This window comes from Streptomyces sp. MMCC 100 (genome assembly GCF_041538145.2).
GTDB lineage: Bacteria > Actinomycetota > Actinomycetes > Streptomycetales > Streptomycetaceae > Streptomyces.
The window spans coordinates 5,647,673-5,672,877 of the sequence record NZ_JBGORK020000001.1 but is presented as its reverse complement, the minus strand read 5'-3'; the positions used below and the strand labels follow the sequence as shown (position 1 = coordinate 5,672,877).

The following is a 25,205-nucleotide window of genomic DNA, read 5'->3' as shown; positions in this document are numbered from 1 at the left end:
CGGTCGGTTCTCGATCGGTCAGTTCTCGACGGGCAGGCCGAGTTGACGTGCCACGGCCACCCGCAGCAGGTCGTTCGGGCCGGCGTAGGTGAGGGCCGCCATGGGGCTCGCCAGGTCCGCGGCGAGGTCGAAGCCGGGCAGGAAGGCACGGACGCCGGACAGCGCGGTGGCGTGCTCGGTCATCCGTACGTAGTCCTCGGACACGGAGATCTTGGTGAGGGCGGCCTCGGCGGCCAACTGCCGGGCGGGTGTGCCGGAGTCGAGCCGCGCGGCCATCGCGTAGAGCTGGACACGGGAGCGGTGCAGCGCCAGGGCCATGTCGCTCACCCGCGCGGCGACCTGGTGACTGGCGCCCATGCGCCGGCCGAAGTGGTCGCGCCCGGCGGCCCACTCGACGGTGCGTACCAGCAGGCGGTGCATCGGGCCGAGGGCGTAGCCGAGGATGACGGAGCGCTCCCAGGCTGTGGTCGAGGCCATCACCGCCAGTCCGGAGCCCGCCTCGCCGAGCAGCGCGTCCGCCGGCAGCCGGGCGCCCTCGAAGATCAGCTCTCCCATCGGCACGGTCGGCAGCGCGGTCTTGGCAAAGGTCTCGCCGCGCCGGACCCCCGGGAGGTCCAGGGGGAGGAGGAACGCGGACAGCGCGAACGGTGAGCGTCCCTGAGCGGTACGGGCGAAGACGATCGCCCGGTCGGCCACGGGCGCCGCGGTGATGAACGTCTTCGCGCCGTCGAGCATGAAGCCGTCCGCGTCGCGCACGGCGCGGGTCCCCATGGAGAACGGGTCGCTGCCGCCGCCGCGTTCGGTCAGCGCGTGGCAGAGCAGGGTCCGGCCGTCCTGGACGTCGGCGACCGCGCGCCAGGCCGCGGCCGGGAGCGTGGCCCGCAGGGGGAACTGCATCCCGAAGACCTGGGAGGCCAGCGCGTAGCACAGGCCCGGGTCGACGCCCGCCAGGCCGATGCCCTCGATCATGGCGAGCGCGCGGGTGACCGGTCCGGGCGCCGTGGCGTCGGGCGGGGCGAGGCGGAGCACACCGAGGTCGGCCATGGCCCGCCACTGGGCGGTGAAGTCCAGGTCCCCGGTCCGCTCCGCCACCGGCGCGGCCAGGTCCCGGTAGGCGTCGACGACTTCCTCGGTCTCCGGTGCGCACCCGCGCAGTGCCGCGGTGGTCGGCGCGCTCATGTGCGGCCCTGAACGGCGAGGCTCTCGAGCGCGGCCCACAACGCCCTCGGGCTGCGGAAGTTGGCGGCGACGATCTCGGTGTCGGGCAGGGTGACGCCGGCTTCCTTGTCGAGCGCGGCGACGATCTCCATGATCGCCAGCGAGTCGACCAGACCCATCTCCAGGAGCGGGGTGTCGGCGGTCAGGGAACTCGCGTCCTCGCCGGGTCCCCAGGTGATGCGGCTGCCGATCAGGGCGCAGAGTTCTTCGACGCTGTTCATACGGTGACGTCCTCCGGGTGTGCGGGGCCGGCCGCGGCGCTCAGGGCGCGGCGGTCGACCTTCCCGCTGGTGGTGGTGGGCAGGGTGGTGAGCGCAACGACGCGGTCGGGCAGCATCCGCTTGGGCAGTGCGTCGCGCAGTGCGGCCAGGACTTCGTGTTCGGCGGCGTCGGTCTGCGCGTAGGCCCAGATCTGGCCGGCGCGGGAGCCGTCCGTGCCGTCCTTGGCGACGACGGCGGCGGTGACCACCTGCGGAAGCTCCAGGACGGCGTGCTCCACGTCCATCAGATCGATGCGGTGGCCGCGCCGCTTGACCTGGTGGTCGCGCCGGCCGCGCAGCAGCACCTGGCCGTCGGGCCGCCTCCGGCCGAGGTCACCGGTGGCATAGGCGCGGCGGGCGACGCCGTCGCGGAAGACGGCGGTGACGGTGGGGTCCTCGGGCGCCCCGCCGCGCAGGTAGCCCTGGAAGACGACGGGGCCCGCGACGTGGATCTCGCCCTCGCCGTCCGTGGGCCGGCCGTCGTCGTCGAGCACGTCGACGTGGACGCCGCCGATGCCCCGGCCGACGGGCAGTTCCCGGTCGGCCGTCCAGTCGGCCGGCACCCGGTAATAGGTGCAGGCGTTGGTCTCGGTGGGCCCGTACAGGTTGTAGAACGGCACCCCGTCGAACAACCTCAGGTACCGCTCGAGCAGTTCGGGGGCGAACGGCTCCCCGCCGAAGGCCGCGATCCGCAGGCTGGCCGGCGGGGCGTCCGCGACACCGCCCTGCTGGAGCATGGCGTGGTAGAGGGACGGTACGGCCATGAAGGCGGTGACGCGCTGTTCGGTCAGCCATGCGACGACATCGCGCGGGAAGACCCGCAGCGGGTCCGGCATCAGGACCGTACAGGCTCCCGCGGCGGCGGCGCTGAACAGGTCGAAGGTGGTCAGGTCGAAGGTGAGGGCGGCCTGCGAGCCGATCCGGTCGTCCGGAGTGAGCCCGAACTCCCGCGCGGCCCACAGCGCGTAGTGCGCGACGTTCTCGTGCGAGAGCAGGACGCCCTTGGGCCAGCCGGTGCTGCCGGAGGTGAACAGGATGTAGCCGCCCTCGTCGGCCGGCGGGGGCAGCGGCGCGGGCCGCTCGTCGGGGCCGAGGGAACGCAGCAGGTGCAGGCCGTGGCCGAGGGCCTCCTCGGTGGCCGGCGCGCCGTCGCGGGCGCGGGTGACGGCCCGGCGGGCCCCGGTCAGGGCGCGGTCGACGGTCAGCAGCACCGACAGGCCCGCGTTGCGGATCATCCGGGCGGTGCGCTCCGGTGGGTCCGCGGTGTCGAGCGGTGCGGCCACCGCACCGGCCCGCAGCACCGCGTACAGGGCGATGACGGTGGCGGGGGTCTTGGGCGCGTAGACGCCGATCCGGTCGCCGGGGGCGACGCCGGTGGCGGCCAGCCGGGCGGCCAGCGCGTCGACGGCCCGCTCCAGCCGGGCGTACGTCCAGCTCTCGCCGGCTCCCTCCAGGGCGGTGCGCTCGGGGTGGGTCCGCGCGGAGCGGGCCAGCAGGGCGTCGAGCCGGGGGATGGTCGTCGCGGTCACCGGCCGGCTCCCGCGGACCGGGCCCGCGCCGTGTACGCGGAGGGCTCGGCGAGGAACCCGCGGACGGCGTCGACGACGAGTCCGGGCCGGACCAGGTGGGGGTAGTGGTCGCAGCCTTCGGGGACCAGGCGTCCGAACGGGCCGTCCACCGCGCGTTCGACCGCGTCGACCTGGGCCATCGTGCCGTACTCGTCCTCGTCGCCCTGGATCGCCAGCACCGGTGCCGTGACGTCGAGTTCGTCCTCGATGGACCAGTCACGGAAGGCGGACGATAGCCAGACCCCGCTCCAGCGGTCGAACACCCCTCGGGGCTCGTCGTGCACCATGGCCAGCCTCCGGGCGAGCGGACCCGCCTCGTAGGAGGCGCGGGCGTTCTCGATGCCCCGGCGGTTCTCCTCCTCGAAGTACATGTGCGGGCCCATCCCGACTACGGCTTCGACCGGGTGCACCGAGGCGTACAGCAGCGCCATCGAGGCGCCGTCGCTGTGGCCGACCAGGACGGGGCGGCGCATGCCCAGCGCGTCGAGCAGTTCCGGCAGCACCCCGTGGGCGTGCTCGTGCATGTAGCGGACGGTGCGGGGGAGCGGGTCGGGTCCGCTGCCGCCGTGGCCGTGGCGGGAGTAGACCAGGGCGCGGCGCCCGGTGGCGGCGGCGAGCTGGGCGGGAAAACGTCCCCAGGCCGCGAGACAGCCGAGTCCGCCGTGCAGAAAGACCAGGGGGGAGAGGTCGGGATTTCCGTCGATGACGACGTGTTCCAAGGGACCGTTGCGCGTAGTGATTACCGGCACAGCACAATCCTTCTGAGTGTTTACGGTGGCGGAGCGGGCATTCCGGCAGGGCGGGCGGACATCGCGCCGTGCCGGTCCCCGGTGGCGTGGTCAAGGCCCGGCAATGCGCCGGGAAGACGACAGAAATAGTTGAGGGAATAACAATCGCGAGGGCGGTGGACATCCCGTCCGCCGGACGGTCGGGACGCCGACGTCTTTACTTGCCCTTTGGTCGATCTTTGCACCATGTCGATTGACGGTGCGCATCAATATCCCTGCACAGTAACCCCGTTGCTGCCGGGCGCACGGTCCGCCCGGCGGCACCACGAAGACTAGACGCCGCGCAAGGTGTGGGAGAAATGACGTTACCGAACCACCTATACGCTCAACGAATGAATGTCGAACTGCGTCACCTCCGTTGCTTCCTGGCCGTTGCCGAGGAGGGGGGTTTCACGGCCGCCGCACACCGGCTGCATCTCGCCCAGCCGACCCTGACGCGCAATATCAGGACACTTGAGGAGTCTTTGGGCGTGCGGCTTTTCGAGCGCACCACTCGCAGAACGGAACTGACCGGCAAAGGAGAGGCCCTGCGGGAAGCCGTCGTCCCGCTCCTGCGTCAACTCGACTCCGCGCTGACGGACCTGCGGAACGGGGACACACTGCGCGTCGGGTTCAGCTGGGGACTGCCCGAGGGCCTGTCACGGCTCGCCGCCCGGTTCACAAAGACGACCGGCACCGGCGTCGAGTTCATCCGCTGCGACACCCCCCAGGCCGGACTCGACACCGGCCGGGCCGACGTGGCCCTGCTGCGCAGCACGCCCCTGCCGAAGGGGCTGCGCGGTGTCCTCCTCTACGAGGAGTCGCGCAGCGTGGCCGTCCCCGCCGGCTGGAAGCTGGCCGAGCGCAGCGAACTCGACTGGGCCGAGCTGGCCGGGCTGCCGCTGATCGTCAACACCGTCAGCGGTACCACCTTCCCCGACATGTGGCCCGCCGGCAGCCGGCCCGTGGTCGGCTCCGAGTGCCGCAACTTCGACGAATGGCTGGAGCAGGTCGCCGTGGGCCTCGGCGTGGGCACCGCACCGGTCTCCGCCGCCCGCCGCTACACGCACCCCTCCGTGCGCATCATGCCGCTGACCGGCGCACCCACCGTGCCCGCCTACCTCACCTATCCCTCGCACGGTGCCCACCCCCAGGCCGCCCGTTTCGCCGACCACGCCTGGCGTGCCGCCGAGGAGTTGCAGTCGGCCTGATCCGCGGCCGGGAACCGGGGCCGCCCGGGCCGGCCCCGGCGCCGCGTCCCATCACGATTCGTGATCGTGGCCAGAGCGGACTGCGTCTTGGACGGCCCCGCGCCCGGTGCTGGACTTGAGACACAGCGACGCCCCGGCCCACGGCGCCGGGGGCGTACGCCGTTTCGTCCGCAGTCCACAACGAGCCCCGGAGCACGTCATGCCCCTGATCCACGTGCAGCAGACCCCCGGCAGGACCGCCGAGCAGAAGAGCGAGCTGGTGCGCGCCCTGACCGACGCCTATGTGAGCGCCACCGGCAGCAAGCCGGAGAGCGTATGGGTGACCGTGCAGGAGATCGCCACCGACAGCTGGTCGATCGGCGGGGACACCCTCGCCGCCCGCGCCGCCCGGAGCTGACGGCCCGCAGCCGCCGTCCCCGCCGGGAACCGTCCCCCTCGTTCCCGGCCGGGAACGGCATCCTCATCTGCAGAGAGTCGCCATGAGAACCGCATCGACACCGGTACCGACACCCGCGCGGACGTCCTACGCGCTGCTGCTGGCCGTGCTGTGCTCGCTGAACGCCGGCGGTCTGTTCGCCTCCGACATCAACCTGCCGGGCGTGCCCGACACCGCGCAGGCCTTCGGCGCCCCGGTCGCGTCCGTGCAGTGGACGTTCAGCGCGTTCATGATCGGCATCGCCGTCTCGCAGGCCGTCTACGGGCCGATCTCGGACGCGTACGGGCGCAAGCGCGTCATCGTCTTCGGCCTCGGCCTGTTCGTTGCCGCCTCCCTCGTGTGCGCGGCGGCCCCCACCATCGAGGTCTTCGGGGCGGGACGACTGCTCCAGGCACTGGGCGCCGGGTCCGGCATGGTGCTCGGACGGGCCGTGATCAGCGATCTGTACGAGGAGAAGGAGGCGGCCAGGACCTTCGCCACGGTCATGCCGATCGTGGGTGTCTCACCGTCCCTCGCGCCGTTGATCGGCGGCTATCTGACCTCGTACGTCTCCTGGCGGGCGCCGTTCGCGGTGACCGCGCTGATCGGGCTGACGACGCTGGTCGTGATGGTCACGCGCATCCCGGAGAGCCTGCCGCCGCAGCGGCGCAGCAAGCACCTGGCGGCCACGCTCAAGGGCTACCCCGGCCTGCTGACCCGCCCGCTGTTCTGGGCCTACACCACCAACCTCGCGGTCGCCTACGGCGGTTACTTCGGCTACCTGGCCGCCTCGCCGCTGGTCTTCCAGAAGACGGGCCTGGCGACCGAGACGACCAGTTACTGCTACATCACCGTCTCCGTCGCCTACGTGGCGGGGAACCTGACCTCGCGCGCCCTGGTCCGCAGGCGGCGCATCGACGAACTGCTGTGGATCGGCCACGGGTTCTTCCTCGCCGGCGCGCTGCTGATGCTGGGGCTGGGGCTGAGCGGTGCGGGCGGGCGGTGGGGCCTGCTCGTGCTGGTGTTCATGCCGGTGATGACCTTCGGCAACGGCTTCCTGCTGCCGCTGTCCATGAGCGCCGGGGTGACGGCCTTCCGCACGACGGCCGGCTCGGCGTCCGGGCTGATGGGTGCGCTGCAACTGCTCGGCGCCTCGCTGGGCATCTTCCTGACCAGCAGGCTGCCCGCCGGTGACCTCCTCGCGCTGGGCTGGTTCGTGCTGGCCGCGTCGGCGGTGGGCGTCGTCCTGTTCGGCCTCTTCCTGGCGCTCGCGGCCAGGAAGCGCGCGGCCGGAAGCTCCCCGGCCGAGGACACCGCGACCACCGCGTCCGCCGTCGGCGAGCGCCCCAGGGAGGTTCAGGAGGCCGTCGCCGAGTAAAAGGACCGGTTCCGTCTGAGCATCGGCGAAGTCATCACCGAACCATCACTCGAAGAACCAATCGTGTGGCCCTTCGCCCTTCGCCCCTCGCCGCGAGCGGCCCTCCCCGGGGAGGGCCGCTCCGCGGTATGCGAAAATTCCCTCGCGGCGCCCCCCACCCGCCTGTGTTCGGCATATTCCGTAAAGGGGTCGCCGCCACAGAGGGGGATACCGTGGAACTGCGCCAGATTCAATACTTCGTCGCGGTCGCCGAAGACCTGCATTTCGGGCGCGCGGCCGAACGTCTGCATATCGGCCAGCCCGCGGTCAGCCAGCAGGTCCGCCGCCTGGAGCGCGAGCTGAGCGCCGAGCTCTTCGACCGCTCCGGCCGCACCGTCACCCTCACACCCGCCGGCCGGGCGCTGCTGCCCGAGGGCCGTGAAGTGCTCAAGGCGATGGACTCCTTCGCCGCGAAGGCCCGGCGGCTGGCCGCGCAGGGCGATGCCACCTTCCGCGTCGGCATCAGCTCCGCCCTCGGGCAGCGGCTCGACGACTTCCTGGACGCGCTGCCCGACCGGGGCGCGGGCACCCGCTTCGAGTTCCAGACCCTGGACGCCCACACCCGGCTGGAGGAGGTGCGTGCCGGGCGCCTCGACGCGGCCTTCGTCCGCGGCCTCGAAAGCGCCCCTGGCCTGCTGCTTCTCAACCTCTGGCAGGACCCGCTCGTGGTGGCCCTGCCCACCGCGCACGAGTTGGCCGGCCGCGACCGTCTGCGCCTGGCCGACCTGGCCCGCCTGCCGCTGCGCATCGCCCCCCGCGCCGAGAACCCCGTGCTCTTCGACACGGTGGTCCTCGCCTGCCGCAAGGCGGGTTTCGAGCCCGCCTTCGGCCCGCCCTCGACCGGTCTGCAGGAAACCCTCGCCGAGATCGGCGCGGGGGCGGGCGGCTGGATTCCGATGTACCCGGCGGCGGCCGGCACCGTCTCCTCGCGCCGCGTCGCGGTGCTGCCCATCGACGGCGCGCCCATCGCCATTCGCATGTCCCTCGCCCTGCGGGCGGACGCGGATCCCGAACGGCTGAGACTGCTGACCGAAACCAGTGCACGCGTGCACGAGAAGTCCGCGAGCAAAGAACCCTCCGTCTGATTCTTTACCTGGGCATTAAGGTCATGCCCACATCGTGGGATAGCGTGTCCCGTGTCGAAGAACTTCCCCCAGTCTGACGCTGGTTGAATACCGAAGTTCTTCGCGGTTCATCAACGGGGTGATGCGGAGCGGGTCCAAAGGGATCCTCCGCAACGGAATGAACGGTTTCCCAATTCTTTGTCGGCCCGTGCGGAAAGCCGCGCGGGCCGTCGCCCCGCCTGCTGCATGCGCCATTCATGGAGGGGTAAAAATGGTCATCAATCTTGATGTGACGTTGCGCGACGGCGGCTACCGCAACAACTTCGACTTCCCGCTCGACTACGCGCGCCACCACGTCCGGGAGAGCATCGCGGCCGGCATGGAACGGGTCGAGATCGGCTACCGCAACGGCTCCTTCAAGCCGCGGCCGGGCATCGGCCGGACCGGACTGGGCGCGGACGACTACATACGCGCCCTCGCCGAGGTCGTCCCGCCGGAGCACCTGTGCATGATCCTGCACCCGAAGAACATCACCGAGGACGACCTGCCGCGCATGTACGAGGCGGGCGCGCGCATGGTGCGGTTCTGCCTGCCCTCCGCCGCCCCCGAGGCCGGACTCGCCCTGCTCGCCCAGGCCGTGGACCTCGGGTTCACCACCACCGTCAACATCACCCGCGTCAGCCGGCTCGACGGCCGCCGCCTGGCCGAACTGGCGGCCATGTCGGGCGACTCGGGCGCCGACGTCGTCTACCTGGCCGACTCCAACGGCAGCATGCTGCCGCGCGAGGTCTCCCGGCTGGTGACCCTGGTCCGCTCGGTGACCGACGCGGCCATCGGCCTGCACGCCCACAACAACCTCGGACTGGCCCTGGCCAACGCCATCGCCGCCGTGGAAGCGGGAGCGACCTGGATCGACTCCTCCGTCCTGGGCATGGGGAAGGGACCCGGCAACCTCGTCACCGAACAGTGGCTGGCCTACCTCGGCCGGCACGGGCGCACCGACGGCTACGACCTGGGCCGGATCCTCGCCCTCGCCCACCGCATGGAGGGCGAGTTCACCGAAGCCGCACCCTTCCTGCCTCTGCCCGACCTGGTCCTGGGCCACTTCGACCTGTCCGTCGAGGAGCGCGCCAAGCTCCCTCAGGGCCGGATCTCGGACGCCTTCTCCGCCGCCCGCGAACTGACCGTCACAGGCGCTCGGTGACCCGGCCCGGACCACGGCCCGAGCCCACGCACGACGCGGCGCCCATGGCGGCCCGCGCCGTGCTGGGCCGGGCCGACGCCCCACGCCACGCGGTCGTCCTCGCCCCCGTCCTCGCCCGATGGGACCACGGCGCCTTCTTCCGGCGGATCGCCGACCCGCTCCTTGATTCGGGCCACCGGGTCACCGTCTACGACACCCTGTCCCTGCTGCGTGAGGGCGACGACCTGGGGAGCCTCGTGCACCGCTGGGCCCGGTACCTCGCACCGGAGGAGAACCCGGGCACGGCGCCCGGCGCGCACCGTCCGTCGCGGCACGCACCCCCGGACGTCCTGGCCGGCAACGCCCTGGGCGGCGCCGTCGTCCAGGGCATGCTCACCGAGGAGTGGACCCATCGGGCCAAGGTGCTGCTGCTCTCGGGGCCCACGGTCGCCGACCACCGACTGAACACCGCACTCGAACGCATCGCCGCGACGGCCGACGCCGAGGGCCTGCCCGCGGCCACACGCCTGCTGGAAGAGGTGGTGCGCGGCCCCGACGGACCGGCCGGCACCGCACCCCGGCGCCCCGCCGCGCCGGAAGCCTCCGCGCGCCCCGATGCGGCCGACGAACCGGCGGCGGTCCGGCGGCTGGCCGCCGGACTGCGCCTGCTGCACGACGCCGACGCCCGGAACCCGGTACGGGGCTTCCCCGGACCGCTGCTGCACGTCTACGGCGAACAGTCCCGGCTCGTCCGGCGCGACCACCTGGCGACGGGACCGCTGCCGCACCACCGTCTCGTCGCCGTACCGCGGGCCGGGATGCGCCCGCACGCCGACCGGCCGGCCCTCGTCCGGCATACCCTCACCCGCTTCCTGGGAGCTGAACTCACATGAACCGCAAGACCGTCGCCGTCCTCCCCGGCGACGGAATCGGACCGGAGGTGCTGGACGCCGCGTTGCCGGTGATCGACGCCCTCGACCTCCCCGTCGACCTCGAATTCGGCGACATCGGCTGGGAGTGCTGGCGCGCCGAGGGCAACCCCGTCCCGGACCGCACCTGGGACCTGATCGACCGCAGCGACGCCGTACTGCTCGGCGCCACCACCACCAGACCCCGCGCCGAGGCACTGGCGGAACTCGCCCCCGAACTGCGCGGGAGCGCCCCTCGGTACATCTCGCCGATCATCCAACTCCGCCGCCGCCTGGACCTGTTCGCCAACCTGCGCCCGGTGGAGAACTACCTCGGCGGCACCACCCCGTACCGCTACTGCGTGGTGCGGGAGAACACCGAGGGCCTGTACGCGGGGCTGGACTTCAGCCCCGTGCCGGACGCACTGTGGCCGCTGGTCGCCGACCACCCCAACGTCCGCCGCTCCACCCGCACCGGGGCGGCAGCCTCCGTCCGCCTCCAGACCGCGCACGGCCTGGACCGCATCCTGCGCTTCGCCTTCGAGAGCGCCCGCTCCCACGGCTACGGGCGCGTCACCCTCGCCGACAAGCCCAACGTCCTGCGCGACTCCAGCGCGTACGTCCTCGAGCGCCTCGAAGGCATCGCCGGCGACTACCCGGAGATCCCGTACGAGGTGCTCAACGCGGACGCGGTCGCCCTGTGGATGACGCGCCGCCCGGAACGGTTCGGCGTGATCGTCGCCGAGAACATGTTCGGCGACATCCTCTCCGACCTCGGCGGCGGCGTCATGGGCGGACTGGGTCTGGCACCCAGCGCCAACATCGGCGAGACGGGCAACTACTTCGAACCGGTGCACGGCAGCGCCCCCGCACTGGCGGGCCGGCAGCGCGCCAACCCCACGGCCGCGTTCCTCACCATCGGTCTGATGCTCGCCCACCTCGGCTTCACCGAGGAGGCGGACACGGTCAAGGACGCCGTACGGCACGTCACCCGCCGGCGCGACCGGGTCACGTACGACCTGGGCGGCTCGGCCACCACCACCCAGGCGGCCGAGGCGGTCGTCGACGCCTGCCGTGCGCTCCCGCACGCCCCCACCGCCGCCGTCGTCACCGTCGGCGACGAACTCCTGCGCGGCGACCTGGAGGACTCCAACGCGGGCCACGCCTCCCGCATGCTGGCCGAACGCGGCATCCCGGTCCGCGCCCGGCACACCGTGGGCGACGACGAGGCCGGCATCGCCGACGCGGTCCGCTCCTGTCTGGGCCGGGACGACGTCGTCGTGGTCATGGGCGGACTCGGCCCCACCTCCGACGACGTGACCCGCGGCGCCGTCGCCCGGGCGCTCGGCCGGCCGCTGGAGCACCGGGAGGACGCCTGGCAGGCCGTCGTGGCCCGCCTGACCCGCTTCGGCGTCGCCGTCCACGACGACAACCGCCGCCAGGCGCTGTTCGCCGAGGGCGCCGAACCGCTCCCCAATCCCGGCGGCACCGCGTGGGGCTGCCGCGCCGAGTCCCGGGGCAGCACCGTCCTCATGCTCCCCGGCCCGCCGCGCGAATGCCTGCCCATGCTGGAGGAGACGCTGCGCGACGGCCTGCCCCACATCCCCCGTCCGCCCGAGACCACCACCCTCTTCCGCCGCACCCTCGGCGTCATCGAGGCGGACGCGGCCGCCCTGGTCGACGCCCTGGTCAAGGACTACGACGGGCCGGCCAGGGCGGCCTACCGCTGGCACTACCCCTACGTCGACATCCGCGTCACCTGCCCGCCCGAAGACGCCCGGAACCTCGCGCGGCGCCTCGACGCCACGCTGGCCCCCCACGTCGTCACCGACCGCGACCGCACCGCCGTCCAGGAGCTGGCGGCCGTGCTGGACGAGCACGACACCGTCCTGGACGTGGACGACCGGCTGACCGCGGGCCTCTTCGCCGCCGAACTGGCCCGCGCACGCCGCACCGGCGACGGCTCGCGCTCCCTGCGGGTCACCCTGTCCGGCCGGTGGGAGGGCGGGGACCGGACGACCTACACCGGCACCGTCGCCCTGGCCTGCACGGTGCGCGAGGGGACGGGCGAGCGGACGGACACCCTGACGGTCCCCAACCGGGGCGCCGAAGTCACCGCCTACGCCGCCCAGTACGCCGCCTGGACCATCACCCGGCACCTCACCGGCCACCCCCACCCGGAGGACCCCGCATGACCACCGCCACCGCCCCCGCCGGCGACACCGGCGAGCTGCGCCGCAGGCTGGCGCGGCTGGACACCGCCGCCCTCTCCGACGCCATGGACAGCCTGCGCACCCCTGCGTGCGTACTGCCGGGCATCCGCCCGCGCACGCCGGGCACCGTCGCCTGCGGTCCGGCCTTCACCGTCCGCTACCGCCCGCTGGACCCCGACGCCCGGGGCTTTCGCAACGCGGCCGACTACATCGACGAGGTACCGGCCGGCTCCGTCGTCGTCGTGGACAACGGCGGCAGCCTCACCTGCACCAACTGGGGCTCCCTGCTCAGCTCCGTCGCCCTGCACCGCGGCGTCTCGGGCACGGTCGTCCACGGCTCGGTGCGCGACGTGGCGGAGAGCCGCGCCGCCGGCTACCCCCTGTTCAGCACCGGCGTCACCATGGTCAGCGGCAAGAACCGGGTCGTCCTGGACCGGACCGGGGTGAGCGTGGACGTCGGGGGCACCACGGTCGACCCAGGTGACTGGATCGTCGCCGACGACAACGGCGCGCTGCGCGTGCCCGCCGCGCTGGCCGGAGAAGTCCTCCGCCGCGCCGAGGCGGTCGACCGCACCGAGGCGCGCATCCGCGCCGCCGTGCTCGACGGCGGCCGGCTCGACGGGGCACGCGCCCGCTTCGGCTACGCGCGTCCGTGGGAGGACGGGGGCCACGATGACGGTCGCTGACGGCGGGGCGCGGGCCGCCCGCTTCATCGACGTCCACTACCACAGCGGCCCCGACGCGTATGTGCGCCGCCGCACCGCGACGAGCGCGGGCGCGGGCTACGCCGCGCACGGCGGCTGGGTGGTACTGAAGAACCACCTGGGGTCCACCGCCGCCCAGGCCTGGGAGGCCCGGCAGCACGGCCTGCCGGTCTCGGGCTCGATCGTCCTCAACGACCTGGCCGGCGGCTTCGACCCGAGGGCGGTGGAACAGGCCGTCATCCAGCACGGGGAGGACAGCGGCCTGCGGCTGGTCGTCCACCTGCCCACCGTGACCGGCCGGGGGCACCGCAGCCGGCTGGCCCGCACCCCCTCCCACCCCCTGCTCGCCGACGGCCTGCGTCCGCTCACCGTCACCGACGACGGCGGCACGCTCCGCCCCGACGTCCGTGAACTCCTGCGTGCCGCCCGCGACCTGCCGGTGGTCGTCTCCACCGGTCACGCCGACGGCCACGAGGTGCGGCTGCTGATCGAGGAGGCCGTGCGGCTCGACCTGCCCCGCCTGATGCTCAACCAGCCCGCCAACCCCATGACCGGGCTGACCTGCAAGGACCTGGCCGATCTCGTCGGCGCGGAACAAGTCTTCACCGAACAGACCGCGCTGACCCACCTCCTCGGCTACCAGCCCTGGCCCGATCTCGCCGACGTCCTGACCCTCCTACCGAGGGTCGTCTACAGCTCCGACCTGGGCCAGCCGTCCCAGCCGGACATCGCCCCCTGGCTGGCACAGAGCGCCCAGTGGTTCGAACAGGCCGGCCTGACCCCGCAACGCGTGCAGGAGGTCACCCGGGACACGCCCCTGGCGATGCTCTCGCTGTGACGGCACGGCGGGCGGCCCCCGGCCCCCGGCCACCGTCAGCACGAGTCAGGACGAGTCAGGACGAGTCAGGACGACGGGGGCCGACGCGATCGACCTGATCGCGTCGGGCCCCACCCGGCAGCAACCCCCGACCAACCGGGCCCCGGCCGCCCGCCACTCCCGCACCAGCCGGGGGGCGAACAGGGAACGCCCCCGCCATGCCCGCGCCCGCGCGTCCCACCTCTCCCCGCTGTTGGGATAGGCGACGACCGGCTTCCCGGTGACGCGGGCGGCGGTCTCGACCGCGCCCGACACGTCCCCGGGGACACAGCAGTTGACGCCCACCGCGACCACCTCCTCCGCGTCGGCGGCCAGGGCGAAGGCCTCCTCCAGCGGCTGACCGGCGCGCGTGCGGTCCCCCGCGACGGTGTACGACAGCCAGGCGGGCACGCCCAGACCGCGCACCGCCCGCAGCAGCGCCAACGCCTCGTCGGCGTCCGGGACCGTCTCCAGCGCGAGGACGTCGGGCCGTGCGGCGGCCAGGACCTCCAGGCGGGGCCGGTGGAAGCGCTCCAGTGCGCCCACGTCGAGGCCGTACCGTCCCCGGTACTCGGAACCGTCCGCGAGCATCGCCCCGTACGGGCCCGCCGACGCCGCCACCCACAGCCGGCGGTCCGGGTGGCCCACCCGCGCCCGGCGGGCGGCCTCCCGGGCCGACTCCACACTCAGCGCGAGCAGTTCGGCCGCCCGCTCCCCGCCGATGCCGCGCCGGGCGAAGCCCTCGAAGGTGGCCTGGTAGCTGGACGTGATCACCACGTCCGCGCCCGCCTCGAAGTAGGCGAGATGGGCCCGCGTGATCGCCTCCGGGTCGTCGGCGAGCAGCCGCGCCGACCACAGCGCGTCGCCCAGGTCGTGCCCGGCCGCCTCCAGCTGGTTGGACAGCCCGCCGTCGAGCACGAGCGGGCCGGAGGCGAGTGCGTCGGCGAAGGAGGAGGCGGAGGCGCCGTCGACGCCGTCGGCGTCGTCGTCGGCGAAGTCGCTGGTCATGCGTCCGAGGCTACGACGTGCCCACCGGTGCTCCCGCGTCTTGTCCCCCGTGCGAGCTACAGCCAGGTGTCCACCGTGAGGTGACGATCTCCGGCCGCCGGATCCGTAGCGTCCAATGCAGCCCGCGGCACGGAAGTCACGGGCCCGACAGAGGAGTTCCCGTGAGATTTGTCTGGCAGTTCCTGGCCGTGCTGGCGGCCTACGCCGTCGGCGGTGCCGCCACCCAGGCGGTGAAGGACAACGACTGGCTCACCCTGGTCGTCGGACTCACGGCGGCCGCGCTGGTGCTGTTCGTGTACGGGTGGGTGGTGCGGCGGACCGAGCGCCGGCAGGCCCTGGACGTGGCCCTGGAAGGCGCCGGCGCCAAGTTCGGCTGGGGGACGCTGATCGGTGCCGGAATGTTCTCGGCCGTCATCGTGAACCTCTTCACCTCCGGGCACTACGAGGTCGACGGACTCGGCTCGGTGCAGGGCGCGATCGGGCTGGTCGGTTTCATGGCCGGGGCCGCCGCGACGGAGGAGGTCGTGTACCGCGGGGTGCTGTTCCGGATCATCGAGGAGCACATCGGCACCTATCTCGCGCTGGCGCTGACCGGCCTCGTCTTCGGGCTCTCGCACCTGCTCAACGAGGACGCCACCCTGTGGGGAGCCGTCGCCATCGCCATCGAGGCCGGGTTCATGCTCGCCGCCGCCTACGCCGCCACCCGCAACCTGTGGCTGACCATCGGCGTGCACTTCGGCTGGAACTTCGCCGCGGGCGGCGTCTTCAGCACCGTCGTCTCGGGCAACGGCAGCAGTGAGGGCCTGCTGGACGCCACGATGTCGGGTCCGAAGCTGCTCACCGGCGGCGACTTCGGCCCGGAGGGCAGCGTGTACTCGGTGGGCTTCGGGGCGCTGCTCACCCTGGTCTTCCTGTGGCTGGCGCACCGGCGCGGGCACATCGTGCCGTTCGGCTCGCGACGGCGTGCCGCGGGCACCGACTCCGCCGCTACACTTCCCCGATGATCGATCGCCGAGGGATCGTGGAGCGGTGGCACCGGCTCGACGTCACGGTCCGGGACCTCCCCTTCGGGGTGCTGCTCCTCGTCGCGTCGCTCCTGCCGGCGCTGCGCGGTCAGGGCACGGAGATCGGCGGCCTGCCGACCCGTCCCGCCGACGCGCTGGCCGGGGTGGCGGCCGTCCTCCAGTCCCTCCCGCTGGCCCTGCGCCGGCGGTGGACGATCGCCTGCCTCGCCCTGGTCTCGCTCGGCTTCGTCGTCGACCAGCTCCGCGGCTACCACCTGTTCGCGGGCACCGCGCTGCCCATCGCACTGATCAGCGCGGGGTCGTACCTGGAGAAGTACCGGCGCACCACCCTGGTCGCCGCCTCGGTGGCCTTCGCGGCCCTGTCGGCCGAGCTGTACCGGCGCGGACCGGGGGAGGCGCCGATCGAGTTCGTGAGCTTCTACCTGATCCTGGCCCTCACCTGGGGCATCGGCGCCTGGATGCGCTCCGCGCGCGCCGCCGAGGCCGAACGCCGCAGCCGGGTCGCCGAGGACGCCCGCAACACCGAACGCGCCCGCATCGCCCGGGAGTTGCACGACGTCGTGACCCACCACGTCACGGCGATGGTCGTCCAGTCCGAGGCGGCCCGCTACCTGACCGCCGCGCCGGACCGGCTCGACGAGACGCTGGCCGCCGTCAGCGACACCGGCCGCCGCGCCATCACCGACCTGCGGCACCTGCTCGACCTCCTCAACCCGGACCACGGCACCGCCGAGCCCAGGACACCGCCCGTCGGCCGGGTGCTCACGCTGGTCGAGCAGACGCGCCGGGCCGGGCAGCCGGTGGAGTTCACCGAGGAGGGCACCCCGGCGGCGGCGACCGGCAGCTCCGACCTCGTGGCCTACCGCGTCGTGCAGGAGGCCCTGACCAACGCCCTCAAGTACGACCACGGCGCCAAGACTTCGGTCCTGGTGCGCCACGGCGAAAGAGAGATCACGGTGGAAGTGGGCACGGACGGCTCCGGCACGGGGGCCGCGTCCCCCGGCGGAAGCGGGCGGGGCCTGGTCGGCCTGCGGGAACGCGTCGACGTACTGGGCGGCGAGTTCAGCACGGAACGCCCGGCGGGCGGCGGATTCGTCGTCCGGGCCCGGATACCCGGGGGAAGCGGGGGGAGCACGGCATGAGCGCGCCGGTCCGGGTCGTGATCTGCGACGACCAGGCACTGATCCGCACCGGGCTGGCGACCATCGTCGATGCCCAGCCCGACCTGGAGGTGGTGGGCGAGTGCGGGGACGGGCGGACCGGGGTCGACCTGGCCCGCGAACTGCGCCCCGACGTCGTGGTGATGGACATCCGCATGCCGGTGCTCGACGGCCTCGAGGCCACCCGCCTGCTGGCCGGCGCCGGGGTGGAGCACCCCGTCAAGGTGCTCGTGGTCACGACGTTCAACCTCGACGAGTACGTCTACGAGGCGCTGCGCGCGGGCGCGAGCGGCTTCCTGCTCAAGGACGCGCCGCCGGACCGGCTGCTGCACGGCATCCGCACCGTGGCCATGGGCGCGGCGCTGCTCGACCCCGACGTGACACGCCGCCTCGTGGGCCGCTACGCCGCCCGGATCCGGCCCGCCGAGGGCACCACCCGCGACATACCGCTGACCCCCCGCGAAACGGAGGTCCTGCGCCTGATCGCGGACGGGCTCTCCAACAGCGAGATCGCCGCGGCCCTCGTGATCAGCCCCGAGACCGTCAAGACCTTCGTCTCCCGCATCCTCACCAAGCTCGACCTCCGCGACCGCGTCCAGGCGGTCGTCTTCGCCTACCGCCACGGGCTGGTGACCTGACCCGCGCGGCGCCGGAGTGGCGCGACTCAGTCCTGCAGCCGGCTGCGCATCTGCGACAGACGCCGGTCGAAACGCAGGTTGTACCAGGTCAGCCAGCTCATGAACACGATCGCGAGGCCGAGCATCAGGCTTCCGGCGCCGACCGATCCGGAGACGAACCACAGCGCCGACGTGCCGAAGAAGATGAGGAACAGCATCGGGAACGCCCACCAGCGGTTGCGCCGCAGCCGCTCCTGGCGTGAGTCGACGAACGCCGCCATCGCCCGCCGCCGCTCCGGGTCCCGGGGCACCGGCCCGCCCTCGAGGATCTGCCGGTCCATGCCGGGCACGTCGTCCGGTTCCGTACCGACCGCTTCCGCGTCCCGCACGCGCCGACGGCGTACCCACCACACGAGCCCGACGGCGATCGGCGCCGCGCCCACCACGGCCGACGGCCACGCCGACGCGCCGTTCACGACCAGTCGGACCCCGACGCCCACGACCAGGGCGATCACACCGATGCCCCACAGGCTGTCCTGCCACCGCAGCCGCCGACGGTCGTCGCTTCTCTCTGCGCTTGCCATGTCACCTCTCATGGGGGAGACGTGGAAGTACGGTGCAGACCGGGTACCCGCGTTCGCCCGGGACACTTCGGCCGACACCGAAGCAACCGGCCCCTAACGTGCGGGACATGAGCGACACGCGAACCGCCGCAAGCACCCTCACGCCCGCCGACGCCGTCACCGGCATGGTCGACCACGTCCTCGCCCTGGCCGCCACCTGGACCCACTGGGACGGGCGGCCCGCACACGTCGACGGCCGCGTCCACACCCCGCACAAGGCGATCCGGCGGGTCGCCGACCACATGGTCGACCATCTCGCGGAACTGGAGGCCCGGTTGGCGGGGGAGGAGACGCAGCCCGACCACTGGCACGCCTCCCTGGTCACCACGGACGCCGACCGCGCGCGCTTCACCGGCGAGGACCTGGACGAGGCCCGCAGCCGCCTCACCCGGCTCGCCCGGATCTGGGCCAACCGCCTCGACGCGCTCACCGACGAGCAGCTCGACCACTCGCCCGGCGAAGGCTGGAGCTTCCGCGAACTCGCCGTTCACCTGGCGGAATCCGTGTACTACGCCGACGCGATGGGCGACCTCTCGTGACCGCGTTCGCCGAACTCCACCGGGCCGGCGGGCCCCTGCTCCTGCCGTGCGCGTGGGACCACGCCTCCGCGCTCGCCCTCGCCGGGCACGGCTTCCGCGCCGTCGGCACGACCAGCCTCGGCGTCGCGGCGGCGGCCGGGCTGCCCGACGGCGCGTCGGCGACCCGCGACGAGACCCTGCGGCTGGCCCTCACCCTCGGCTCGGCCCCCTTCCTGCTCTCCGTCGACGCGGAGGACGGGTTCAGCGACGACCCGGACGAGGTGGGGGAGCTGGCGCGGCAGCTGGCGGCGGTCGGCGCCGTCGGGATCAACCTGGAGGACACCCTGGGACCGGCGGACCGGCACGCCGCGAAGATCACCGCGGTCCGCAGGGACGCCCCCGGCCTGTTCGTCAACGCCCGTACGGACACGTACTGGTCGGGCGAGGGTGACTGGGCCGAGACCCTGCGGCGCCTGGAGGCCTACCGCGAGGCCGGCGCCGACGGCGTCTTCGTCCCCGGGCTCACCGACCCCGCCCGCATCGCGTCCCTCGCCGCCCGCTTCGACGTGCCCCTCAACGTCCTGTACACGCCCGCGGGCCCCACCCTCGCGCACCTCGCCGACCTCGGCGTACGCCGAGTCAGCCTCGGGTCGCTGCTCTACCGGCGGGCGCTGGGCGCCGCCCTGGAGACGGCCGCCGATCTCCGGGCGGGCCGGGATCCGGACGGTCCGACGCCCACGTACGACGAGGTGCGGGCGCTGACCGGCTAGCCGTTCCCTTCGTCCCGCGGCCAGTTCTCCAGCGCCACGTGCAAGGCGTCGACCGCCTTGTCCCAGGACGCCTGTACGTCGCGCGGGGCGCCGAAACCCCCGGAGGCCTCCAGCGCGCAGTACCCGTGGAAGGTGGAGCGCAGCAGGCGTACGGCGTCGGTGAGGTCGGGTTCGGCCAGGCCGTAGGCGCGCAGCATGCCGTAGGTGATCTCGGCGGTGCGGCGCAGCGCGGGGGAGTCGGCCACCAGGGCCTGGTCGATGCGGATCTGGGTGGCGGCGTAACGGCCGGGGTGGCGCAGGGCGTACGCCCGGTAGGCACCCGCGAAGGCGGCCAGCGCCTCCTTCCCGGCCCGGCCGGCCACCGCCCCCGCGATCTCCTCGATCAGCTCGCCGCCGGCCAGCAGCGCCATCCGCTCCCGCAGGTCCCGCAGGCCGCGCACGTGCGTGTACAGACTCGCGTCCTTCACCCCGAGGCGCCGGGCCAGCGCGGAGACGGTGACGTTTTCGAACCCGCCCTCGTCCGCGAGATCGGCGGCGGCCGCGACGACACGCTCGCTCGTGAGGCCGACTCGGGGCATGGGACCACCTCTCCGGCGGTGGACGACGGCGCCTCCGGCCGGGAAGCCGGGAGAAGGCGGAAGACCCGGACCCGAGGGGCTCCGGGTGCCACCCTATTACGCCACCTCGCCCCGCCTCCTTGTTGCCCGCCGGGCCCGGCGGGGCTAGTTTGCGCGGCACCTGTCCCACCTCCGCCCCCCCCCACGTTCGGAGCCGTGCATGACCGATCCCGTCCTCCGCCGCGCAGAGGCCCCCGTTCTGGTGGGACGCACGGGAGAACTCCACGCGGTACGGGACGCGCTCGCGCACCCTCCGGCGGTGGTGCTGGTGGAGGGCGAGGCCGGGATCGGGAAGACGCGACTCATCCGGGAGGCACTCGGGCACGCATCGGTACGCGGCCGGACGATCCTGGCCGGAGGCTGCCACCCGCTGCGCGAACCCTTCCCGTACGGCCCGGTGTTCGAGCTCCTGCGCCGCCTGGAGGGCCGCCTGCCGTCGGGGCTCAACCCCGTGTGCGGGGCGCTGCGGCCCTATCTGCCCGAGCTGGACGACCGGTTGCCGCCCGCGCCCGAGCCGCTCACCGACCCCGGCGCGAGCCGGCACCGGCTGTTCCGCGCGGTACGGGCCCTGCTCGACCGGGTCGGCGGCGCCGTGGTCGTCGTGGAGGACCTGCACTGGGCGGACGAGGGCACCCGGGACCTGGTGCGGTTCCTGGTGGACGACCCGCCGGCCGGGCTCGGCGTGGTGCTGAGCTACCGCCGCGAGGAACTGCCCGGCCCCGGGCTGCCGCTGGGCCGCGCCTACCGGCAGCCGCCGGGCACCACCGCGGTCCTGGTGCCGCTGGGGCCCCTGGACGTGCCGGCCGTGCGCAGCATGACCGCCGCCCTCACCGGCAACGCCCGGATACCGGCCGCCCTCGCCGAGGCCCTGCACGAGCGCACCGCCGGCATCCCGTTCGTCCTGGAAGAGGTCGTACGGGCCCTTCCGGGCCGCCTGGACGGCACCGACCCGCTGGACGCCGTCGGCGTACCGACCCGGCTGCACGAGGCCATGGCCGATCGCATGGCCCTGCTGTCCCCTCGGGCCGACGCCTGTGTGCGGGCCGCCGCGGTACTGCGGGTCCCCTCCGGCGAGGAGCTGATCGCGACCGTGGCCGACGCCGGGACGGACCGGGACGGCGCGGCCTGGGCGGGACCGGCGCTGCGCGAGGCGCTCGGCGCCGGTGTGCTGCACGAACTGGGGCCCGACCGCTACGGGTTCCGGCACACCCTGGCCCAGCAGGCCGTCTACCGCAGCATCCCCGGACCGGCCCGCACGGCCCTCCACCGGCGGGCCGTGCGGGCCCTGGACGGCGTCCGGCCGCAGCCCGTCGTGCACCTCGCCTACCACGCCAAGGAGTCCGCGGACACCGCCGAGTGGCACCGCTACGGCGAGGCGGCCGCCCGGGCGGCGCAGCGCATGGGGGACCTGGCCCTCGCCGTCCAGCTGCTGGAGGACCTGCTGGCCGACGCCCGCCTGGCGCCCCTGGCGCGGGCCGAGCTGGCGACCCGGCTCAGTCGCGCCGCGGTGCACAGCGTCTCCCACCGGCAGGCCGCCGAGCTGCTGCGCCGCATCGTGCAGGACGACCGGTTGCCGGACCCACTGCGCGGGGAGATCCGGCTGAACCTCGGACTGCTGCTGCACAACCACGCCGGTGACTACGAACAGGCCCGCGCCGACACCGAGATCGCCGTCGAGGAACTGCGCGAACGCCCGGCGCTCGCAGCCCGCGGCATGGCGGCCCTCGCGCTGCCCGGCTGGGGCGACCACCCCTACCCGGTGTACGAGCGGTGGGTGACGCGCGCCGAGGCCCTGGTCGCCGAGGAGGCCGGGGAAGCCGGCGAGGCGGACGCGGGACTGCGGATGGCGGTGCGCGGCAACCACTTCACCCTGCGTGCCGGCCGCGGCGACCCCCACGTCTGGGAGGAGGCCGAACGCGCGCTGCGGGAGGGCGAGCGGACCGGCCCCGAGGCCCGAATGCAGGTGGCGCGCAACTGGGGCAACCTCGCCGACTACGCGGCCTGGCTGGGCCGGGACGTCCGGGCCCGCCGCTACTGCGGGGAGGCCGAGCGGCTGGCCGGGGAGCACGGCGCGACGTTCGTCGCGGGCATCGCGGCCGGCACCGGACTGCGCCTGGACTGGCACGGCGGCCACTGGCAGGAGCTGTCCGCCCGCGCCCACGGCATCCTGCGGGACAACCCCAAAGTGGCGCCCGTCGCCGCCGACGCACAGCTGGTGCTCGGCCAGTTGGCGCTGGCCCGGGGCGAGTGGGAGGAGGCGGCCGCCCGGCTGGACGCCGCAGGCCTCGCCGACCCGGACAACGCCCCCGCCCCGGTCCTCGCGGCGGCGTCCGGCGCCCGCGTCCGGCTGCTGCTGTCCCGCGGGCAGACCCACGCGGCCTGCGCCCTGGCCGACCGGGCCGTGGCCCGCGTGCGGCGCAAGGACATCTGGGCCTGGGGCGCGGAACTCACGCCGATGGCGGTGGCGGCGTACGTGCGGGACGGGCGCCGCAGCGAGGCGGAGGCGGTGACCGAGGAACTCGCGGCCGGTGTCGCGGGCCTGGACGTGCCGCTCGGCCGGGCCGCCGTGGACACCTGCCGGGGCATCCTCGCCGCCGCCGCCGGACGGCACGAGGACGCCGCGGCCGCCTTCACCGCCGCCCGTGCCGGATACACCGCGCTGCCCCGGCCGTACGCCGCCGCCCGCGCCGGGGAGGCCGCCGCCCGCGAGACGCTGGCACTGGGCGAGCCGGAGCCGGCGCCGGAACTGGGCGACGTCACCGAGGAGTTCGCCGCCCTCGGTGCCACCCGGGACGCGGCCCGCTGCCGCCGGGTGCTGCGCGGCGCCGGTGTGGTCACCCCCTCCCGGCGCGGGCGGCGCGGCTACGGCGACACCCTCTCGCCCCGCGAACGCGAGGTGGCCCGCCTGGTGTCCCTCGGCCACACCAACCGGGAGATCGCCGACGTGCTGTTCCTGTCGCCGCGCACCATCGAGCAGCACGTCGCGAAGGTGCTGCGCAAGCTCGGCGTCTCCTCACGGGCCGACGTACCGGCCGACGGCGCGTGAGCGGCACCCAGCTGTGACAGGCGTCGACGACGCGGCGGTGACAGGGAGTCGAGTACGCGGGGGTGACAGAGCGTCGAGCACGCGGGGGTGACAGCGCGTCGAATACGTAGGGGATACCTACCGCTCCACGGATTGTTCGCGCACCTCGCCCGGCGGAGGGTGAGCCCGCCCGGTTCCGGTGGCTCCCCCTCCGGAACCGTTCCCCACCCTTACCGGAGGAGCAGAGGTATGCGCAGAAGGAGAAGGCAGCTGTCCGCGCTGTGCGTCGGAGCGGCGGCGACGACGGTACTGGCGCTCGCCGGGCCGGTCGCCGCCGCCCCGGCGGACGGGTCGCCCGCCGAGGGCACGATCCGGAACGCGGACGCGGTCGGTGCGGTCGAGGGCCGGTACATCGTGGCCCTGGAGGGCCGGCCCTCCGTGCAGGCGGGCACCGAGGCCGACGTGCGGGCCGACGCCCGCGCCCTCGCCGAGCAGTACGGCGCGCAGGTCCGCCAGGTCTACTCGGCGGCCTTCCGGGGCTTCGCGATATCCGCCACCGAGACCGAGGCCAAGCGGCTCGCCGCCGCCGACGGCGTCGAGTACGTGGAGGCCGACGGCGCCGCCCGCCTCGTCGGCACCCAGCCGGACCCGCCCTCGTACGGCATCGACCGCGTCGACGGCGCACTCGACGACGCCTACACGTACCCCAACACCGGCTCCGGAGCCACCGCCTACGTCATCGACACCGGAGTCCACCTGAGCCACCCGAACTTCGAGGGCCGGGCCTCCAGCGGCTACGACTTCATCGACAACGACTCGGACGCGAGCGACTGCCAGGGCCACGGCACCCACGTCGCGGGCACCGTCGGCTCACGGGACTACGGGGTGGCCAAGGACGTCGACATCGTCTCCGTGCGGGTGCTGAACTGCCAGGGCACCGGCCAGTGGTCGCAGATCATCGACGGCATGGACTGGGTGGCGCGCAACGCATCCGGCCCCTCCGTGGCCAACATGTCGATCGGCGGCGACCCCAGCTCCTCCGTCGACCAGGCCGTCCAGGGCCTGGTCGACGCCGGCGTCACCACCGTCGTCGCGGCCGGCAACAACAACCTGGACGCCTGCAACTACAGTCCCTCGCGCACCGCCGCCGCGATCACCGTCGGCGCGACCACCAGCAGCGACACCCGCTCCAGCTTCTCCAACTACGGCCGCTGCCTGGACCTGTTCGCCCCGGGCAGCGACATCGTCTCCACCCGCAACGGCGGCGGCCAGACGACGATGAGCGGTACGTCGATGGCGTCACCGCACGTCGCGGGCGCCGCGGCCCTGTACCTGTCGGCCCACCCCGGCGCCGCACCGCAGGAGGTCCGCGACGCGCTGGTCGACGGCGCCGACCAGGGCGAGGTGGGCAACCCGGGCAGCGGCTCGCCCAACCTGCTGCTCAACGTGTCAGGACTGGGCGGCGACGACGAACCCGCGCCGGGCGAGCCCACGGCAGCCTTCACCGCCGACTGCTCCACCACGGAGCCGGCCTGCGCCTTCGACGCGTCCGGCTCCACCGACCCGGACGGTGACATCGCCTCCTACGCCTGGGACTTCGGCGACGAGAAGACCGGCACCGGCGCCGCCCCCTCGCACACCTACCCGGCGGCCGGCACCTACGAGGTCACCCTCACCGTCACCGACGAGGCGGGCAACTCCGACACCGCCACCCGCTCCGTACGGGCCGGCGCACCCCCGGCGGGCGACACCCCCACGGCGTCCTTCACGGCCTTCTGCATGCAGACCGGCTGCGACTTCGACGCCTCCGGCACCACCGACCCCGACGACGACATCGCCTCGTACGCCTGGAGCTTCGGCGACGGCCGGAACGGCACCGGGGTGACCACCTCGCACCGTTACCCGGCCGCCCAGCAGAACTTCACCGCCATCCTCACGGTCACCGACGAGGCGGGCAACTCCGACACCGCCTCCCGCACCGTCCAGTGCTGGAGCTTCGGCTTCTGCTTCGCCAACTGACCAGTCGCCGCCCGACCATCGATCCCCACGGGGCGCACC

Annotated in this window: 23 protein-coding genes; 16 read left to right on the top strand and 7 right to left on the bottom strand. The window is 73.7% G+C overall.

Annotated features, from left to right (window positions below; all coding sequences use genetic code 11):
• Window positions 1–18: 18 nt before the first annotated feature.
• From ABS735_RS26335 to ABS735_RS26320, 4 genes are read right to left on the bottom strand one after another with little or no spacing between them, the layout of a single operon-like run.
• On the bottom strand, window positions 19–1,179 hold the full coding sequence (locus tag ABS735_RS26335; RefSeq protein ID WP_373903781.1) for an acyl-CoA dehydrogenase family protein: 1,161 nt from the start codon (window positions 1,177–1,179) through the stop codon (window positions 19–21).
• The gene (locus tag ABS735_RS26330) at window positions 1,176–1,439 is read right to left on the bottom strand and encodes an acyl carrier protein (protein ID WP_373903782.1); all 264 of its coding nucleotides are present in this window, start codon (window positions 1,437–1,439) and stop codon (window positions 1,176–1,178) included. The genes ABS735_RS26335 and ABS735_RS26330 overlap by 4 nt, the downstream gene beginning before the upstream one ends.
• Window positions 1,436–3,007, bottom strand: coding sequence for an amino acid adenylation domain-containing protein (locus ABS735_RS26325; protein ID WP_373903783.1), 1,572 nt, complete (start codon window positions 3,005–3,007; stop codon window positions 1,436–1,438). Before ABS735_RS26325 ends, ABS735_RS26330 begins: the two co-directional genes overlap by 4 nt.
• Entirely contained in the window at window positions 3,004–3,795 is a 792-nt protein-coding gene (locus tag ABS735_RS26320; RefSeq protein WP_373903784.1) for an alpha/beta fold hydrolase, read from the bottom strand. The genes ABS735_RS26325 and ABS735_RS26320 overlap by 4 nt, the downstream gene beginning before the upstream one ends.
• A 338-nt stretch (window positions 3,796–4,133) precedes the next feature.
• On the opposite strand from ABS735_RS26320, the gene ABS735_RS26315 reads away from it, so the two are divergent.
• The 9 genes from ABS735_RS26315 to ABS735_RS26275 all read left to right on the top strand — a co-directional run bounded on the left by ABS735_RS26315 (window position 4,134) and on the right by ABS735_RS26275 (window position 13,766).
• On the top strand, window positions 4,134–5,024 hold the full coding sequence (locus ABS735_RS26315; protein ID WP_476755851.1) for a LysR family transcriptional regulator: 891 nt from the start codon (window positions 4,134–4,136) through the stop codon (window positions 5,022–5,024).
• A 199-nt stretch (window positions 5,025–5,223) separates the two neighbouring features.
• A complete protein-coding gene (locus ABS735_RS26310; protein ID WP_153177306.1) occupies window positions 5,224–5,421 on the top strand; it encodes a tautomerase family protein in 198 nt (65 codons plus the stop codon).
• Between the two features lie 82 nt (window positions 5,422–5,503).
• On the top strand, window positions 5,504–6,817 hold the full coding sequence (locus ABS735_RS26305; RefSeq protein WP_373903786.1) for a multidrug effflux MFS transporter: 1,314 nt from the start codon (window positions 5,504–5,506) through the stop codon (window positions 6,815–6,817).
• Window positions 6,818–7,029: 212 nt separating this feature from the next.
• Window positions 7,030–7,941, top strand: a complete 912-nt coding sequence (locus ABS735_RS26300) for a LysR family transcriptional regulator (RefSeq protein ID WP_373903787.1) — start codon at window positions 7,030–7,032, stop codon at window positions 7,939–7,941.
• Window positions 7,942–8,191: 250 nt separating this feature from the next.
• The gene (locus ABS735_RS26295; RefSeq protein WP_373903788.1) at window positions 8,192–9,124 is read left to right on the top strand and encodes a beta/alpha barrel domain-containing protein; all 933 of its coding nucleotides are present in this window, start codon (window positions 8,192–8,194) and stop codon (window positions 9,122–9,124) included.
• Window positions 9,121–9,996, top strand: coding sequence for an alpha/beta fold hydrolase (locus tag ABS735_RS26290; RefSeq protein WP_373903789.1), 876 nt, complete (start codon window positions 9,121–9,123; stop codon window positions 9,994–9,996). The genes ABS735_RS26295 and ABS735_RS26290 overlap by 4 nt, the downstream gene beginning before the upstream one ends.
• Window positions 9,993–12,206, top strand: a complete 2,214-nt coding sequence (locus ABS735_RS26285; protein ID WP_373903790.1) for an isocitrate/isopropylmalate family dehydrogenase — start codon at window positions 9,993–9,995, stop codon at window positions 12,204–12,206. The genes ABS735_RS26290 and ABS735_RS26285 overlap by 4 nt, the downstream gene beginning before the upstream one ends.
• Window positions 12,203–12,910, top strand: coding sequence for an RraA family protein (locus tag ABS735_RS26280; protein WP_373903791.1), 708 nt, complete (start codon window positions 12,203–12,205; stop codon window positions 12,908–12,910). Before ABS735_RS26285 ends, ABS735_RS26280 begins: the two co-directional genes overlap by 4 nt.
• Window positions 12,897–13,766: a DUF6282 family protein gene (locus tag ABS735_RS26275; RefSeq protein ID WP_373903792.1), complete on the top strand. Its 870-nt coding sequence runs from the start codon at window positions 12,897–12,899 to the stop codon at window positions 13,764–13,766. Before ABS735_RS26280 ends, ABS735_RS26275 begins: the two co-directional genes overlap by 14 nt.
• Before the next feature lie 45 nt (window positions 13,767–13,811).
• Here ABS735_RS26275 and mmuM read toward each other — a convergent pair whose 3' ends face one another.
• A complete protein-coding gene (gene mmuM / locus ABS735_RS26270) occupies window positions 13,812–14,792 on the bottom strand; it encodes a homocysteine S-methyltransferase (protein ID WP_373903793.1) in 981 nt (326 codons plus the stop codon).
• 161 nt (window positions 14,793–14,953) lie between these two features.
• Here mmuM and ABS735_RS26265 point away from each other — a divergent pair, with 161 nt between their 5' ends.
• Genes ABS735_RS26265 through ABS735_RS26255 form a run of 3 tightly spaced genes read left to right on the top strand, consistent with a single transcriptional unit; the run spans window position 14,954 to window position 17,615 of the window.
• Window positions 14,954–15,796: a CPBP family intramembrane glutamic endopeptidase gene (locus ABS735_RS26265; RefSeq protein WP_373903794.1), complete on the top strand. Its 843-nt coding sequence runs from the start codon at window positions 14,954–14,956 to the stop codon at window positions 15,794–15,796.
• On the top strand, window positions 15,793–16,959 hold the full coding sequence (locus tag ABS735_RS26260; RefSeq protein ID WP_373903795.1) for a sensor histidine kinase: 1,167 nt from the start codon (window positions 15,793–15,795) through the stop codon (window positions 16,957–16,959). Before ABS735_RS26265 ends, ABS735_RS26260 begins: the two co-directional genes overlap by 4 nt.
• Window positions 16,956–17,615 carry a response regulator gene (locus ABS735_RS26255; protein WP_373903796.1) on the top strand — a complete coding sequence of 220 codons (660 nt, stop codon included), beginning with the start codon at window positions 16,956–16,958 and terminating at the stop codon, window positions 17,613–17,615. The genes ABS735_RS26260 and ABS735_RS26255 overlap by 4 nt, the downstream gene beginning before the upstream one ends.
• A 26-nt stretch (window positions 17,616–17,641) precedes the next feature.
• Here the strand turns inward: ABS735_RS26255 and ABS735_RS26250 are convergent, their stop codons facing one another.
• The gene (locus tag ABS735_RS26250) at window positions 17,642–18,178 is read right to left on the bottom strand and encodes a hypothetical protein (protein WP_373903797.1); all 537 of its coding nucleotides are present in this window, start codon (window positions 18,176–18,178) and stop codon (window positions 17,642–17,644) included.
• A 107-nt stretch (window positions 18,179–18,285) separates the two neighbouring features.
• Here ABS735_RS26250 and ABS735_RS26245 point away from each other — a divergent pair, with 107 nt between their 5' ends.
• Entirely contained in the window at window positions 18,286–18,756 is a 471-nt protein-coding gene (locus ABS735_RS26245; RefSeq protein WP_373903798.1) for a hypothetical protein, read from the top strand.
• Window positions 18,753–19,505: an isocitrate lyase/PEP mutase family protein gene (locus ABS735_RS26240; RefSeq protein ID WP_373903799.1), complete on the top strand. Its 753-nt coding sequence runs from the start codon at window positions 18,753–18,755 to the stop codon at window positions 19,503–19,505. Before ABS735_RS26245 ends, ABS735_RS26240 begins: the two co-directional genes overlap by 4 nt.
• On the opposite strand, the gene ABS735_RS26235 is transcribed toward ABS735_RS26240, so the two are convergent.
• The gene (locus tag ABS735_RS26235) at window positions 19,502–20,083 is read right to left on the bottom strand and encodes a TetR/AcrR family transcriptional regulator (protein ID WP_373903800.1); all 582 of its coding nucleotides are present in this window, start codon (window positions 20,081–20,083) and stop codon (window positions 19,502–19,504) included. The two genes, ABS735_RS26240 and ABS735_RS26235, sit on opposite strands and share 4 nt — an antisense overlap.
• Window positions 20,084–20,282: 199 nt before the next feature.
• On the opposite strand from ABS735_RS26235, the gene ABS735_RS26230 reads away from it, so the two are divergent.
• The gene (locus ABS735_RS26230) at window positions 20,283–23,168 is read left to right on the top strand and encodes an ATP-binding protein (protein WP_373903801.1); all 2,886 of its coding nucleotides are present in this window, start codon (window positions 20,283–20,285) and stop codon (window positions 23,166–23,168) included.
• A gap of 228 nt (window positions 23,169–23,396) precedes the next feature.
• Window positions 23,397–25,166 carry a S8 family serine peptidase gene (locus ABS735_RS26225; protein WP_373903802.1) on the top strand — a complete coding sequence of 590 codons (1,770 nt, stop codon included), beginning with the start codon at window positions 23,397–23,399 and terminating at the stop codon, window positions 25,164–25,166.
• Window positions 25,167–25,205: the final 39 nt, after the last annotated feature.